15 protein-coding genes are annotated in these 13,890 nt (G+C 29.6%); 6 read left to right on the top strand and 9 right to left on the bottom strand.

The features are described from left to right. Positions 1-8 precede the first annotated feature (8 nt). Together IEV63_RS09460 and IEV63_RS09455 are read right to left on the bottom strand one after the other, a co-directional pair. Entirely contained in the window at positions 9-401 is a 393-nt protein-coding gene (locus tag IEV63_RS09460) for a DNA topoisomerase IV (protein ID WP_188406567.1), read from the bottom strand. A 33-nt stretch (positions 402-434) separates the two neighbouring features. Continuing rightward, positions 435-887 carry a helix-turn-helix domain-containing protein gene (locus IEV63_RS09455; RefSeq protein WP_188406566.1) on the bottom strand — a complete coding sequence of 151 codons (453 nt, stop codon included), beginning with the start codon at positions 885-887 and terminating at the stop codon, positions 435-437. 301 nt (positions 888-1,188) lie between these two features. Here IEV63_RS09455 and IEV63_RS09450 point away from each other — a divergent pair, with 301 nt between their 5' ends. Together IEV63_RS09450 and IEV63_RS09445 are read left to right on the top strand one after the other, a co-directional pair. Continuing rightward, entirely contained in the window at positions 1,189-2,361 is a 1,173-nt protein-coding gene (locus IEV63_RS09450; protein ID WP_188406565.1) for a M14 family zinc carboxypeptidase, read from the top strand. Between the two features lie 60 nt (positions 2,362-2,421). Then, positions 2,422-2,907: an Lrp/AsnC family transcriptional regulator gene (locus IEV63_RS09445; protein ID WP_188406564.1), complete on the top strand. Its 486-nt coding sequence runs from the start codon at positions 2,422-2,424 to the stop codon at positions 2,905-2,907. Between the two features lie 201 nt (positions 2,908-3,108). Here IEV63_RS09445 and IEV63_RS09440 read toward each other — a convergent pair whose 3' ends face one another. Together IEV63_RS09440 and IEV63_RS09435 are read right to left on the bottom strand one after the other, a co-directional pair. Beyond that, the gene (locus IEV63_RS09440; RefSeq protein WP_188406563.1) at positions 3,109-3,831 is read right to left on the bottom strand and encodes a YebC/PmpR family DNA-binding transcriptional regulator; all 723 of its coding nucleotides are present in this window, start codon (positions 3,829-3,831) and stop codon (positions 3,109-3,111) included. 6 nt (positions 3,832-3,837) lie between these two features. Beyond that, positions 3,838-4,206, bottom strand: coding sequence for a hypothetical protein (locus tag IEV63_RS09435; RefSeq protein WP_188406562.1), 369 nt, complete (start codon positions 4,204-4,206; stop codon positions 3,838-3,840). Between the two features lie 171 nt (positions 4,207-4,377). Between IEV63_RS09435 and IEV63_RS09430 the strand changes: the two genes are divergently transcribed. Continuing rightward, positions 4,378-5,874, top strand: coding sequence for a DEAD/DEAH box helicase (locus IEV63_RS09430; RefSeq protein WP_188406561.1), 1,497 nt, complete (start codon positions 4,378-4,380; stop codon positions 5,872-5,874). Between the two features lie 208 nt (positions 5,875-6,082). After that, the gene (locus IEV63_RS09425; RefSeq protein ID WP_188406560.1) at positions 6,083-6,553 is read left to right on the top strand and encodes a hypothetical protein; all 471 of its coding nucleotides are present in this window, start codon (positions 6,083-6,085) and stop codon (positions 6,551-6,553) included. A gap of 11 nt (positions 6,554-6,564) precedes the next feature. Here the strand turns inward: IEV63_RS09425 and IEV63_RS09420 are convergent, their stop codons facing one another. Genes IEV63_RS09420 through IEV63_RS09405 form a run of 4 tightly spaced genes read right to left on the bottom strand, consistent with a single transcriptional unit; the run spans position 6,565 to position 8,663 of the window. Then, positions 6,565-7,101 (bottom strand): GFO_1091 family lipoprotein, encoded by a 537-nt coding sequence (locus IEV63_RS09420; protein ID WP_505891267.1) that lies wholly within the window; start codon positions 7,099-7,101, stop codon positions 6,565-6,567. Between the two features lies 1 nt (position 7,102). Then, the gene (locus IEV63_RS09415; protein ID WP_188406558.1) at positions 7,103-7,663 is read right to left on the bottom strand and encodes a GFO_1090 family protein; all 561 of its coding nucleotides are present in this window, start codon (positions 7,661-7,663) and stop codon (positions 7,103-7,105) included. An 11-nt stretch (positions 7,664-7,674) separates the two neighbouring features. Continuing rightward, the gene (locus tag IEV63_RS09410; RefSeq protein WP_188406557.1) at positions 7,675-8,157 is read right to left on the bottom strand and encodes a hypothetical protein; all 483 of its coding nucleotides are present in this window, start codon (positions 8,155-8,157) and stop codon (positions 7,675-7,677) included. After that, positions 8,154-8,663: a GFO_1088 family ECF-type sigma factor gene (locus tag IEV63_RS09405; protein ID WP_188406556.1), complete on the bottom strand. Its 510-nt coding sequence runs from the start codon at positions 8,661-8,663 to the stop codon at positions 8,154-8,156. The genes IEV63_RS09410 and IEV63_RS09405 overlap by 4 nt, the downstream gene beginning before the upstream one ends. Positions 8,664-8,758: 95 nt before the next feature. Here IEV63_RS09405 and IEV63_RS09400 point away from each other — a divergent pair, with 95 nt between their 5' ends. Both IEV63_RS09400 and IEV63_RS09395 read left to right on the top strand, forming a co-directional pair. After that, a complete protein-coding gene (locus tag IEV63_RS09400; RefSeq protein WP_188406555.1) occupies positions 8,759-10,165 on the top strand; it encodes a GFO_1087 family putative carboxy terminal peptidase in 1,407 nt (468 codons plus the stop codon). Between the two features lie 40 nt (positions 10,166-10,205). Continuing rightward, entirely contained in the window at positions 10,206-13,232 is a 3,027-nt protein-coding gene (locus tag IEV63_RS09395; protein ID WP_188406554.1) for a sensor histidine kinase, read from the top strand. Here the strand turns inward: IEV63_RS09395 and IEV63_RS09390 are convergent, their stop codons facing one another. After that, positions 13,233-13,853 carry a response regulator gene (locus IEV63_RS09390; protein WP_188406553.1) on the bottom strand — a complete coding sequence of 207 codons (621 nt, stop codon included), beginning with the start codon at positions 13,851-13,853 and terminating at the stop codon, positions 13,233-13,235. Positions 13,854-13,890: the final 37 nt, after the last annotated feature.

Raw genomic sequence — 13,890 nt, 5'->3', positions numbered from 1 at the left:
TACGAGGTTTAGTCATCATTAACCACTTTATAAGCAGTTCCTTGTTGTTTGTTGTCGCTACCAACTAAAGAATATTCGAAGGTGTATTGATTGTTTTCGGTAGTTAATATTTTAAAATGCATAGCTTGTGCTTCCTGTCTGTTTTTAGGATCTTGGCTCTTAAGTACATATTCACAATCGTTGATCCATCTAATTTGAGCAGTATCGGTTTTTCCTTCGTAATATTCAATTTCAAAACTTTCATTTCGCAAAAAACGTGTTTTTTTTAATTCACCTTCAACCAGCGCTTCAAACTCAAAAGTTCCTTGTTGAAATTTAGCACAATTTTGCTCTGGCGCATAGCAAGAATGCATACTTAAACTTGAAATGATGAATAAAGTAGAGTAGAAGTAGGGTTTCATTTTTTTTTACAAAATTAGACAAATAGAAAGATATTACGCATGATTTGTTGGGTTAAAAGCTTCAAAAGTTCCGTCTTTATAAAAAATTACAATACGTTCAATTTCGCGAATAGCCGAATCTGATTTGTTATGAGTATGCATGGGCGTAGCAGGCATAAAAGATGTTGAATTGGTTACTGAATTGGAGTCTACAGTTTTATTGGTATCTCTAAAAACTTCTTGATTTGGAGCATGGCTTTGCTTTTGGTTAGTTTCATTTTTAGCAGGAAAACTTCCTTTACCATTTAACAACCAATACAGTTCTACTTCAGGAAAAGCCTTAACAACTTTTAAAACAAATTCTAAACTCGGTTTATTTCTTCCAGAGAGTAGGTGAGAAATAGAAGCCCTACCCACATCTATTTTTTCGGCAAAAGAAGATGCATTTAATTCGTAATAACTAAATACTTTTTCCAAGCGTTTAGCAAAATCTTTACTGTTTACCATTGTAACACTATTTTCCTGATTCAAATATATACAAATGTAAACAAGACTATTGAAACTTACAACTAATGTTTAAAAATAGATCTTTTTGCATTAAATCTATACTAGATATAAAAAACTTTATAATACTAAAATAGAATACTTTAACATTAAAAAATTTTCATATAGGAAGTTTTCCAAGTCAAATAGATTAGTGCTTACAGATTCATGTGTATATTGTTTACATAAATATACAATTGGGTTTTTAAAAGTGTTTACATTTGTAAAATATGTTTTGTTTACTTTTGTGAACATTTCAATTTTTATGGATTTAAAAAGTTTACATACTAGTCATCATCTTTACCAAGACAATGTGTTTTCAGATCGCTATTTATCCCTAGATAAGCTCCATAGTTTTATGAATAGCTTGCCTGAAGCATTTAAGCTAATCCCAATTGGAAAATCAGTAAATCAACTTCCTATTTATGCAGTACAATGGGGAAGTGGTGTTAAAAAAATCATGGCTTGGTCTTTAATGCATGGTAATGAAACCACCACCACAAAATCGCTTATTGATTTAGTGCATTTTTTGGATCAGGAAAAAGAACATGAATTTGTAAAAGAAATTTCTAAACAGGTTCAGCTTAACATGGTTTTCTCCCTAAATCCAGATGGTACAAAAGCTTATACGAGAGTTAATGCAAATGGAGTAGACTTAAATCGCGATGCTTTGCAAGCAACACAACCAGAAATGAAAGCTTTGCATCAACTTTACAACACAATTAAACCTGATTTATGTTTAAACCTGCATGGTCAACGAAGTATTTTTAGTGCGGGGAATGCAAATGAACCCGCAATTGTTTCATTTTTAGCTCCTGCAGTAAACGAAACACGCTCAATCACTTCTTCAAGAAAAACTAGTATGCAGTTAATTGTTGGTTTACAGAATGCCTTAAACTCCTTTATTCCTAAGCAAATTGGAACTTATGATGATGCTTTTAACCCCAATTGTACAGGCGATTATTTTCAAGGATTAGGTACACCAACTATTTTATTTGAAGCTGGTCATTTTCCTGGAGACTACCAACGCACAGAAACTCGAAAACTTATTTTTTTAGCTTATGTAGAATTACTAAAACAATTTACTACTGAAAGTTATAAAAACATACCCTATAAACTATATATGAACATTCCTAAAAACCAGAAGCTTTTTGTGGATGTGATTTTAAAAGAAGTAAGTTATAAGGGAAAATGCTTAGACTTTGTTGTACAGTATGAAGAACACCTGCAAAACGAACATGTAATATTTGTGCCTAAATTAATACGAATGGAAGAAAACACAAGTTACTTTGCACATCAAACTATTTTAGTAGAAGATGAATTGGTTTTTATAAATGAAGATAAAGTAAACAAACTGCCAGTATTGAATACAATAATTCATAATATTCGTACAAAAACAAAGTTTTTTTCATTAAAAATGGTTAAAAATCCAAAATAAGTTGCAGTATTTTTAAAAAATATATCTAATTTTGTCAATTCATTATTTAAAAAGTTTAAAATGGCAAAGTTTAAATTAGACGAAACGGATCACAAAATCCTAGGAATGCTAATCGACAACACACGAACACCTTTTACTGATATTGCTAAGAAGTTACTTATTTCTGCAGGTACAGTACATGTGCGTGTTAAAAAAATGGAAGAAGCAGGAATTATAACTGGATCTTCGTTATCCTTAGATTATCAGAAATTAGGCTATTCATTTATAGCTTATGTTGGTATATTTTTAGAAAAAACATCGCAAACTCAATTTGTTTTAAATAGAATTAATGAAATTCCTTATGTAACGGTTGCTCATATTACTACAGGAAAATTCAATTTATTCTGTAAAGTACGTGCTCGAAATACTGAACACGCAAAGCAAGTTATTTTTAAAATAGATGATATTGACGGTGTTTATCGAACCGAAACCATGATATCTATGGAGGAAAGTTTAAATGATAAAACTCGCTTGATGAGATCTATTTTTGACGAAATGATGAAGTAATCCTTATCAAATCATCAAATGCAGTTACTTAGCTCATTCATTAATTATTGTATTTCCCAGTTTACATTTTCTATTGTATTTGTACGGGATGTAAATTAATTAGAGTTGTTAACTAAGAAACAAATCAATTTCAATTTATTAATAACTTTAATAGTCAAATTAGTAAAAAAAAAAATCCTGAATAATATTCAGGATTTTTTTTTATTCTTCTAGCATATTGTGATAAACATTCTGCACATCATCGTCTTCTTCAATTTTTTCTAGGAGCTTGTTTACTTCTTCCTTTTCTTCTTCGCTAAGTTCTTTTGTGGTTTGTGGAATACGCTCAAATCCCGAAGAAATTATTTCAAAATTTCTATTCTCTAGTTCTTTTTGTAAATTTCCATAAGACTCAAATGGAGCGTACATTACAATGGCATTTTCTTCTGATTCTGAAAATATTTCTTCAACACCAAAATCAATCAGTTCTAGTTCTAATTCTTCAACATCAATAGAGTCTTGAGCTTGTATTTTAAAATTACAAACATGGTCGAACATAAACTCAACAGACCCAGAAGTTCCCAAGTTTCCATTACTTTTATTGAAATACGAACGAATGTTAGCAACAGTTCGGTTGTTGTTATCCGTTGCGGTTTCAACTAATATGGCTATGCCATGTGGTGCGTAACCTTCAAACAATACTTCTTTAAAATCACCTAGGTTTTTGTCTGATGCTCTTTTTATGGCACGTTCTATATTATCTTTGGGCATGTTTACAGCCTTGGCATTTTGGATAACCGCACGCAACTTAGAATTGGTATCTGGATCTGGTCCAGCTTCTTTTACAGCCATAACAATATCTTTGCCTAGGCGAGTAAAAGTTTTAGCCATAGCAGACCAGCGTTTCATTTTACGTGCTTTCCTGAATTCGAATGCTCTTCCCATATTGTATTAAATTGAAAACTCTTCTAAGTAGGTGTTATACTCTCTAATTTCGGAAAGATTCAGTTTATTCTCACAGTTTTTAATTAAATTCATAAGGTAAACCAAACTATCTGAGCCTGTAATTTTTTCTTGCTCTTCTAATTCTCCTTCATCATTAAATATTTCTTCTTGAGGAATAGGAGCTACAAAAGTTTCATATTCTTCTAAATGTTCATAAACTAAACGCAGTGTTTTTGCTACAACCGGAAGCTCTTCTTCTACAGCTAAAGCCCGTAAGTTCTTCAGATTTTCGAGTTGTTTTTCAACTTTAATACCGTTGCTATTTAATTCTTCAACAATTAATTTAATTAATTTAAGTGCTTTTTTATTTTCCAAAGTTATCGGTTTAAATTATCAGGTAACAAAAATAATTTTTTAGTACTGGTTTTGGTCTATTGTAAGCAATTATTTTAAAAACTTTACTTTATAATTTATGTGTAAAGCTTTCAGAATAGCTTTTAAAGTACGTATTTTTGCAAAATCAAAATTAGAACAAGCAGTCATTTTATGTCTAGAGAAACTGAAGAGAAGGAGCTATACAACTACCAAGAACGAGATCTGCAGAAGATTTTTGATTATATAGAGAATTATCCAGACAACTATAATCTGCTTTACCAATTACCAACTGGTGGTGGCAAAACTGTTGTTTTTTCTGAAATTGTACGTCGTTATATAGAAAAAAAAGGAAAAAAAGTACTTGTACTTACACATCGTATTGAATTGTGTAAACAGACTTCTAAAATGCTCAAGGGATTTGGTGTGCGCAACAAAATTATTAACAGTAAAGTTAAAGAATTACCCGACGGGAACGATTACATGTGTTTTGTGGCTATGGTCGAAACTTTAAATAATCGATTAAACGAAGAAAAACTCAATGTAGATAATATTGGTTTAACCATTATAGACGAAGCACATTACAATTCGTTTACTAAGCTGTTTAAGCATGTAGAAGACTCTTTTGTGCTAGGTGTTACCGCAACTCCCTTAAGTTCGAACATTAAATTACCTATGAATAGGAATTACGATAAACTAATTGTAGGTGATTCTATTTCTTCTTTAATTGAACAAGGTTTTTTAGCAAAAGCAAATATGTATACCTACGATGTGGGTTTAAGTCAACTACAAGTTGGTATAAATGGAGACTACACAGTAAAATCTTCAGAAGATTTGTATACCAACATGAATATGCAAACCAAACTAATGCAGGCTTACGAAGAGCGATGCAAAGGGGAGAAGACGCTTATTTTTAATAATGGTATTAATACTTCGTGGTACGTTTACCAAACTTTTAAAGAAGCAGGTTACGAAATAAAACATCTAGATAATACGCACTCTAAAAAAGAAAGAAGCGATATTTTAAAATGGTTTCATGAAAAACCGGATGCTATTTTAACATCAGTAAGTATTTTAACTACAGGTTTTGACGAACCTACGGTTAAAAATATTATTTTAAATAGAGCAACTAAATCGCTTACACTTTATTTCCAGATGATTGGAAGGGGATCTAGAAAATTAGATAACAAAGATTATTTTAATGTTATTGATCTTGGAAACAATTTAGCGAGATTTGGTCCTTGGGATGCAAATGTAGATTGGCAATTAATCTTTAAAAATCCAGATTACTTTTTAGATAATATGGTATCTGACGAAGAAATTGAAAGTCAGTTTAGATATGTTATGCCCGATGAAGTACGAGAATTGTTCAAAAATACCGAAAATATTGGTTTCGATATAAAAAAGCGTTACGATGAAACGGTAAATAACGGAGAGAAATCCAAGCTTGTATTAGAAGAATCTGTAAATCAACATGCTCAAATGTGTGTTGAAAATTCTGAAGATGTTTTCGATGCCCGAATTTTATCGAGAGAATTAAAAGATGACATACAAGACCGCATTTCGCAATATTCAAAATGTATTATTAATAACACAAAAAATTATAGGGACTGGCTATTCGAAGATTATAATAGAAAACTAAGATCTAAAATAAACGAAATGTTTAGGTAAGCCAATAGAAGAATGATATTATGATAAACAATAGGAAGTTAGGGAATCAAACCAAGCTTCTTTATTTTATATTTTACTATTTAACATAATATAAATTATAGAGTGAAACGAGTATATTTTTAACAAGCCTAATATTTGCTTGTAATAAGCTTTCAAAATAATATACGGAAATTATAATTTAATGTATTTTCGTTTAAAATGAAATCTTATGACAGCTCCTAAACTTGTCAACATCAAGAAAGAATTACAATTTAGTTCGCGCGATCAATTAATTGAAATGATACTTCGCATAGCTAAGCATAAAGTTGAAAACAAAGAATTATTACATTATTTATTATTCGATGCTGAAAATGAATCTGAATTTGTAGCTCACATAAAAACACACATCGCTGAACAATTTGAAGAAATTAATAATAAAAATTACTATTGGATGCGAAAATCTGTTAGGAAACTACTTAAGGAAACAAAAAAATACATTCGTTTTTCTAAAAACAAATCGACTGAAATTGAGCTTTTACTTCATTTTTTAGCAGAAATGCTTAAACTAAAACCGAATGTATTAAAAGATAAACGCTTATCTAATTTATATGAGCGAAATTTACTCATGCTCGATAAAAAAATAAACGCTGTTCATGAAGATTTACAATATGATTATAAAGAACAACGAGAACATTTATAAGTAATTCAAATTTACCCTTGGGTGAAATCTCCTATTATTTTGCTTAGTTCGCTCATATCTAGCTGATTGCCTAAAAGCATGATTTTGTAAATGTTTTCTGGACTTAAATCATTGCCAAGTACACGAGCAACTACAAACCCCGTACTTTTATCGTTACCAAAAAATATGATTTCTTTTATTTGTTTTCCTTCTCCAACATAAAGTACTTCCATACTTTTACTAGGTTCACCAGCATTTAAAAGCGGTTTGTATTGCTCTTGCTTTAAAATTTTATTCAGTTTATTTAACTCGGTTTCATAAACATCGTTTTTTGAATCATTTTTCAACATTAACACATTAAGTTTTGTGATATTTTCTAATTGTGCTCTGTTTTCTTCGCTTAAGCTTTCTGCATTTTTAATAAAACTTTGTGGACTTAAACTGATATTTTGAAAAACCTTATTTTCGCTACTATCAACAAAATAACGCTGTAAGCTTGGTTCTGTATAACATGAAACTAACAACAAAATAGTAAACATTAGAGCTATTTTTGTAAATAAAGAAATCATATTAGTTGTTTTTTTCAAGTTTGTTAAATTCTTTGGAACCTGGCAGGTTAAATTCTTTTGCTAATTTACCAATCTGAGATAGGTTTACATTGCCTTCAATCATAATTACTAAACTTTCGTCTAGATCGTTAATGTGCATAAAGAGTTGCTTCACTATTTCTTCATTTTTACCTGGTCTAAAATAAAACTTTACTTTTTTTCCATCTTCACCATTAATGTTCATCAACTCTTCTAGTTTTTGACTTTTCATATAGCTAGCTGCATCTTTATTTAGCATTGCCATAGTTTTTGGGTCAGATGTAGTAAATATTTGAATGTGTTCGAGTTGATTAATCATTTCCAGCATTTCTTGTGCTTCTTGATCTTCAATTTCTAAATCCATTTGACTCATCAATTTAAATAGATTTTTATTGATATTAACTGATGATACACCATTCATTTCTTTGTATTTTTCGAAATCTTGTGCATTAAGACTTGCACTGAATAGTATAATAGCAAGACTACATAATTGAATTAATTGTTTCATTTGGTTCATTTGTTTCATTTGGTTCATTTGTTTCATTTGTTTCATTTTTAGGGGTTAATAAATTTTTGAGTTTCTTGGGTAAAATCTTCAATTTTTGAAAGGTTTTTTGTAGCCATATTCATTTCATTAGAGATTATTAATAAAGCTTTTTTGGTTTGCAAATAAGCCATTTCTGCCATTTCTCTTTTTTGTATATTACTCTGATATTGAGATGTGAAATAAACTCCACTTAAAGCAATAATCAATATAGCTGCGTATTTGTAAAAAGATATAAAAGCATCTGAAAACGATTTTTTATTTTGTTTTTTAGCTTCTATGTTTTGCACAAAATCTGAAACACTAAAAGGACTTTTAGTTTCAGCCTTTATGGCTGAAGCATAGTTTAATAAATATGCAATTTCAGGATAGGCATTTTTATATTTTGGTAACAATAGCTTTTTTTTAAGCAACTCCTCTTCTGCTCTGCTTGTTTCTGCCTTTAGATAGCGAGTTACTAAAGCTTCAATTTTTATATTGTCGTTAGGCTTCATAAGCTCTTATTTTTAATTTTCTTAATTACTGTTTTTCTTGCTCTTGATAAATTTACTCTTGCTGCACCTTCAGTTATAGTTAAAATCTCTGCAATTTCATTAAAACTATAATTTTCTAAATCACGCAATTGCATAACCAAAGCCTGTAATGGAGGTAATTCATTTAAAGCAGCCTTAATTAGTTGAATTTTTAATTTCTTTTCTCTTTCATTATCAACTGTATAATTTTCTTCGTTTGTTTCGTTTTCAATTTCTTCAGTAAAAAGTCTCAAATTTTGGTTTTCTTTTAGCTTTAATTGGTCAAAACAATAATTTTTAGTAATTCGCATTACATAAGCTTCAAGGTAATCTACAGTATTCAACTTATTTTTTTGTTGCCACAATTTCATAAACACTTCTTGTAAAGCATCTTTTGCAGCATCTTCAGAAGTTAAAATATACTTAGCTAAGCGGTACATTTTAGCTTCAAAAGCTTGTATATTTTCTATAAACTGAGTCGAATTCATTTAAAACCTCTTACCTATAAAACGAATTACTATAAATATTGTTACATATTTTTTTCTATTCTGTTTTAGATATGTATTTTTAATAAAAATTAAATATGAAAAATACCAAGCTAATGGTTTTGGTTGCTTTGCTAAGTATGCTAAGCTTTGGTTGCCAAGATGATTTAGATGATGCAATTAGGCCTGCTAATGCGCTCGAATTAAATGATTTTATTTGGAAGGCCATGAATATTTTTTATTTGAATAAAAGTGAAGTTCCAGATTTAGCTGATAATCGTTTTAACACTGTAGAAGATTACACTACTTATTTAGAAACATTTTTAACTCCCGAAGCACTTTTTGATAATTTAATTACTACCAATGATCGTTTCAGCATTATTGTTAGCGATTTTAGAAAATTAGAAGATGCATTAAATGGAGTACGCCTAGATAATGGTATGCGTTTCGGCTTAGTTCAACTAAATAATTCTAACGATGTTTTTGGTTATGTTCGATACGTGCTACCTAATTCGCCTGCTGCAAATGCTGGTGTTGAACGTGGAATGTTATTTAATAAAGTAAATGCAGTACGTTTATCGGAAGACACCGATTTTAGTTCGCTTTTTTCTGGTTCGAACTATAGCATTAGTTTAGCCGAATTAAACGAGAGCAACTTACAAGATACAAACCAAGAAATTGCTCTTGAAAAAATTCAACTTACAGAACAAGCTATTCATAAAACTGAAATTTTCGAAAATTCATCTTCTACCGTTGCTTATTTAATGTACAATGGTTTTAGAAGTGGACAAGAAAACCAACTAAATGCTGTTTTCGGAAATTTTGCTGCACAAGGCGTAAACGAATTAGTCTTAGATTTGCGCTACAACAGTGGTGGAGATTTACGTACAAGTGTAGATTTAGCTTCTATGATTACAGGGCAATTTGCTAGCGAGCTATTCGCTACGCAAGAATATAATGCTAATTTTGAAAATGAAATAATTAATTTTACTACTCAAAATAGAAACGGTGGAAGTTTAAACAGTTTAAATTTATCGAGAGTTTTTATATTAACATCTCCTAGTACAGCTTCTGCAAGTGAAATGGTTATTTCTGGATTACTTCCTTATATAAATGTTGTTCAAATTGGTACGAGTACGGTTGGTAAATACCAAGCTTCAACTACGCTTTACGATTCGGATAATTACAGAAGGCAAAATGCTTCTTTAGCGCATACATATGCTTTACAACCTTTAATTTCAAAATTAAAAAACGCCAACAATTATACTGATTTTGATGAAGGAATTCCGCCTAGCATTTCTCTTAATGAAGATTTTAATAATTTAGGAGAATTAGGAACTACGTCTGAACCTTTACTCAAAAAAGCTTTAGAAGAAATCGGTTTTGTTTTAGATCGGCCTTTAGTGCTTGAAAATACCATTTCTACAAATACACATTTAATTCTTGATGATGCTTTTATGGATTTAGATTATCAAAATATGTATATAGAATTTCCTTCTTACTAATCATTTGAATTTTATATATTTACCAATCAATCTTATCCTAATGCGAGCATTTTTTAAGGCATTACTTTGCTTTTTTTTTATATCATCTAGTCAAGCTCAAGATTTTATTGATACCTGGTATGATGATGATTCTGGATTGCTGCAAAATTCAATTAAAGATATTGCCAAAGATAATGATGGTTTTATTTGGTTTGCTACGGAGTCTGGATTAGTCAGGTTTAATGGAAAAAGATTTAAAGTTTTTTCAAGCATCCAAGGTTTAAAAACACAAAGAATGGATCATTTTTATCGTAAAAATGATACCTTGTTTGCTGCTACATCTCAAAACGAATCGGTTTTTATTAAAAACTTAAACCCACAGTTTTATAGTTCTATCGAAGATAATCTTGAAATAGAGTTTTCAGAAATTTCAAAAAAAACTTTTGTATTCGAAAAAATTATAGAACAAGAAGATGTTAATTTACTCTACCATAAGCTTGCAAATCGTTTAGTTTATGTTGCTAGTACAGCTCAAAACTTTTATTTAATCAATAAAAATAAAAGAATTCTTCAAGAATTTCCCAAGCAAAAATTCAAGGGTTTGCTTGCATCACTTGTTGTAGATGAAGATTGGTTTTTGATTTTAAATACTAAAATTTTAAAGTTTAATTTTGACCTACTTCAATTTGAAGATGCATACAAAACAGCGACTTCTAAGATTAAAAATGTATACTATAACAAAGCCCATGACCAAGTTTTTATAGCATTACATAGTCAAATTTTTATATTCTCGAATAAAGAAACAGGCTTACAACTAGATAAAGTTCACGCTAATTTTAATGTTACCAATAAATTTACAACTTGCTTATATAAAGATGAAACTTATAACACACTGTATTCAGGTAGTTGGGCTTATGGCTTAGGTATTAGTAAACCAAGTAAGTTTACTACTATTCAGCTTAAAGAAGACCGCTCTAAAAACTTAATATACGCCTTTAATTGGAATCAAAAAGACAGTATTTTTTTGCCCAATGGTTTAGTGATTCACGATCAAAAAATTATTAAGACCGATGCTATTGGTCATAACTTATTAATTAATCAATACTTCCCCAGAGATCAAAATGATAATTTTTATGCTGCAAAGCGCAGAAAAATCATGAAGCTTAGGTATAATGCTGAAAGTTTAAAATACAAAGAAGATTTGTTTTTGGATTTTAAAGAAGATTTAGGCGTGCTTTACGTTTCTAAAGAGAATGAATTATATATAAGTACAAAGTCTTTCAATAATTCTAACCAAGTTTATTTTTTTAAGACAAATAATTTAAATGAAGCGAACACAAAACTTGATACTTTATTTAAGTTCGAGCATGAAATATATTACATTAATGAATCTCTTGATGGCTCCAAATTATGGATAGGTACAAATAACGGTCTATTTATTTACAAGCCTACATCTAATAAAATAGACTCTATTCCTGGATTAAATAACACCATTGTTCGAACTATTAAAGAAACAAAAAAGTATGTTTGGATTGGCAGCTATAACAATGGTTATTTTCATTACAGCAAAGCAGATAAAAAATTAACTAAACTGCCTTACGATAATTTAAACTATTTAAAAACTGTACACCATATTGTTGAAGACGATTACAACAATATTTGGCTGCCTACAAATAAAGGTCTTTTTAAAGCCAATAAAGATGAAGTCTTAGCTTATATAGATGGAAAAAAAGGATACATTAATTACTATTATTTTAATACACAAGATGGATTAGCTATTAATGAGTTTAATGGTGGTTGTTATCCATGTGAATACTTAGATAAGAATAACAATATTATTTTTCCTAGCTTAAATGGTTTGGTGAAATTTAATCCAAAAGATTTTTTAGATTACAAATTAGCAAATGAAGAAATTTTTATTGACGAAATTATTTTAGATGGTAAATCATATTTACCAACTACGCACTTTAAAATCCCAAAAAATTTTAAAAATCTTGAAATTCATGTTGATGCTTTAGCTTTTAACAAATTGCCAACCATTAATTTTACATCCCCGCTCAATACTAACTTATCTAAATACTCATCAATTTCGGATGGTAAATTAGTTTTTACTAGTCTTCCACATGGCAAACATCAACTCAATTTTAGCCTAGGAACATCTAATAAAGCTATCATTACTAGCATGCAATTAGAAAAAGAAATGTTCTGGCACGAAACCAATTTTTTTAAAGTAAGTTTAATAATGTTTATTGGCTTGTTAGTTGTTTTTGTGATTTTTGTAATTATAAATCACGAGAAGAACAAGAGTAACCAATTACAAAGAATTATCGATGAAAAAACCAGGCAACTTCAATCTACCATACAGGACTTAAGGAAATCTCAAAAATACTTCGAAAATCAGTTAGAAAATCAAAAAAAAATTGTAGCATCTATCTCTCACGACATTAAAAGTCCTTTACAATATTTGGCTTACGGAATTGAATATTTAGAACAAGGCTTAAAGGATAAAAAATTAGAGAGAGATGTATACGAAAACATAGAAGCCCTGAGTTCTTCAATAGAAAAATTAAAAGAGTTTACACAAAATATCTTAGATTTTTCGAAAGCAATTATTCAAACAGATGCCAATCTTATAGAGTCATCTAACATTAGGAAGCTAGTAGATGAAAAAGTAGGCTTATTTGAGCAGATGGCAAAACAAAAAAAGAACCTATTAGAAATTAAAAGTAAAGAAGATGTATACTTTTCTTTAAACCGAAATTATTTTTCCGTTATACTACATAACATCTTAGATAATGCCATCAAAAACACTTTTAATGGAACAATAGAAGTAAAACTTCAAAAATTAGGGAACAATTTAATTTTAAAAATTAAAGATACTGGAGCCGGAATGAGTATGGAGACACTAGAGAGATATAAAAAAGTTTTTGATAACAGCGATAATGAAAAAATAAACGTATCAGGTTCAGGTCTTGGATTACACATAGTTTCGGAAACAGGGAAACTTATGAATGCAAAAATCGAAATTAATAGTGAAAAAGGAAAAGGTACAGAATTTTATATGCTATTAACCCATAAAATTAAATAACTAAACATCTTCTAAAATTAAGCTTCTATATCTATCTATTAAATCAATAGGATTTTCTGCATTAAATTTTTCCATAACACGTTTTTTATAAGTGCTTACGGTAGATGTTTTTAAATCTAATTCTTTCGAAATTTCTAGATTTCCAAAACCTTCAGACATTAAAGATATAATTTCGAGTTCTCTAGCCGATAAATTATCTAAAGAATTTGTCGAATTATTTTTCATTTTATTAGCTAAGTCTTTACTAATGTAGGTTTTTCCAGAGTTAATTACTTCAATTGCATTTAAAACTTCTTCAACAGCTTCATGTTTGCTTAAAAAACCGTTAACACCTAGCTTTAAAAACCGATGTCCGTACTGTTCTTCGTTTAAACCTGAATACATAAGTAATTTAGTTCTTGGCTGTATTACTTTAATATGCTTAACCAAATCAATACTGCTGCCTCCAGGCATTTTAATATCAATGATAGCAAAATCTATTATTTGATCGTTTACAATGCTGTTGGCTTCAAAAATATTTTCCGCTTGAAAAACATTTACAGTTGGATATTTTTGTTTTATCACATTAGATATCCCAATTCTTACAATACCGTGATCGTCGGCTAAGAGTATTTTTTTCATAACTATAATTGTGTTCCAAAAATAAAAAAAAATAAAT

Origin of the sequence: Psychroflexus salis (assembly GCF_014640175.1) — a bacterium.
Taxonomy (GTDB): domain Bacteria; phylum Bacteroidota; class Bacteroidia; order Flavobacteriales; family Flavobacteriaceae; genus Psychroflexus; species Psychroflexus salis.
This window is presented reverse-complemented; position numbering and strand designations above follow the sequence as displayed.

Bases quoted from the DNA above. Each gene is read 5' to 3' on its own strand.
- IEV63_RS09460 (WP_188406567.1), bottom strand. From the start codon at position 401: ATGAAACCCTACTTCTACTCTACTTTATTCATCATTTCAAGTTTAAGT.
- IEV63_RS09455 (WP_188406566.1), bottom strand. From the start codon at position 887: ATGGTAAACAGTAAAGATTTTGCTAAACGCTTGGAAAAAGTATTTAGT.
- IEV63_RS09450 (WP_188406565.1), top strand. From the start codon at position 1,189: ATGGATTTAAAAAGTTTACATACTAGTCATCATCTTTACCAAGACAAT.
- IEV63_RS09445 (WP_188406564.1), top strand. From the start codon at position 2,422: ATGGCAAAGTTTAAATTAGACGAAACGGATCACAAAATCCTAGGAATG.
- IEV63_RS09440 (WP_188406563.1), bottom strand. From the start codon at position 3,831: ATGGGAAGAGCATTCGAATTCAGGAAAGCACGTAAAATGAAACGCTGG.
- IEV63_RS09430 (WP_188406561.1), top strand. From the start codon at position 4,378: ATGTCTAGAGAAACTGAAGAGAAGGAGCTATACAACTACCAAGAACGA.
- IEV63_RS09425 (WP_188406560.1), top strand. From the start codon at position 6,083: ATGACAGCTCCTAAACTTGTCAACATCAAGAAAGAATTACAATTTAGT.
- IEV63_RS09420 (WP_505891267.1), bottom strand. From the start codon at position 7,101: ATGATTTCTTTATTTACAAAAATAGCTCTAATGTTTACTATTTTGTTG.
- IEV63_RS09415 (WP_188406558.1), bottom strand. From the start codon at position 7,663: ATGAAACAAATGAACCAAATGAAACAAATGAACCAAATGAAACAATTA.
- IEV63_RS09410 (WP_188406557.1), bottom strand. From the start codon at position 8,157: ATGAAGCCTAACGACAATATAAAAATTGAAGCTTTAGTAACTCGCTAT.
- IEV63_RS09405 (WP_188406556.1), bottom strand. From the start codon at position 8,663: ATGAATTCGACTCAGTTTATAGAAAATATACAAGCTTTTGAAGCTAAA.
- IEV63_RS09400 (WP_188406555.1), top strand. From the start codon at position 8,759: ATGAAAAATACCAAGCTAATGGTTTTGGTTGCTTTGCTAAGTATGCTA.
- IEV63_RS09395 (WP_188406554.1), top strand. From the start codon at position 10,206: ATGCGAGCATTTTTTAAGGCATTACTTTGCTTTTTTTTTATATCATCT.
- IEV63_RS09390 (WP_188406553.1), bottom strand. From the start codon at position 13,853: ATGAAAAAAATACTCTTAGCCGACGATCACGGTATTGTAAGAATTGGG.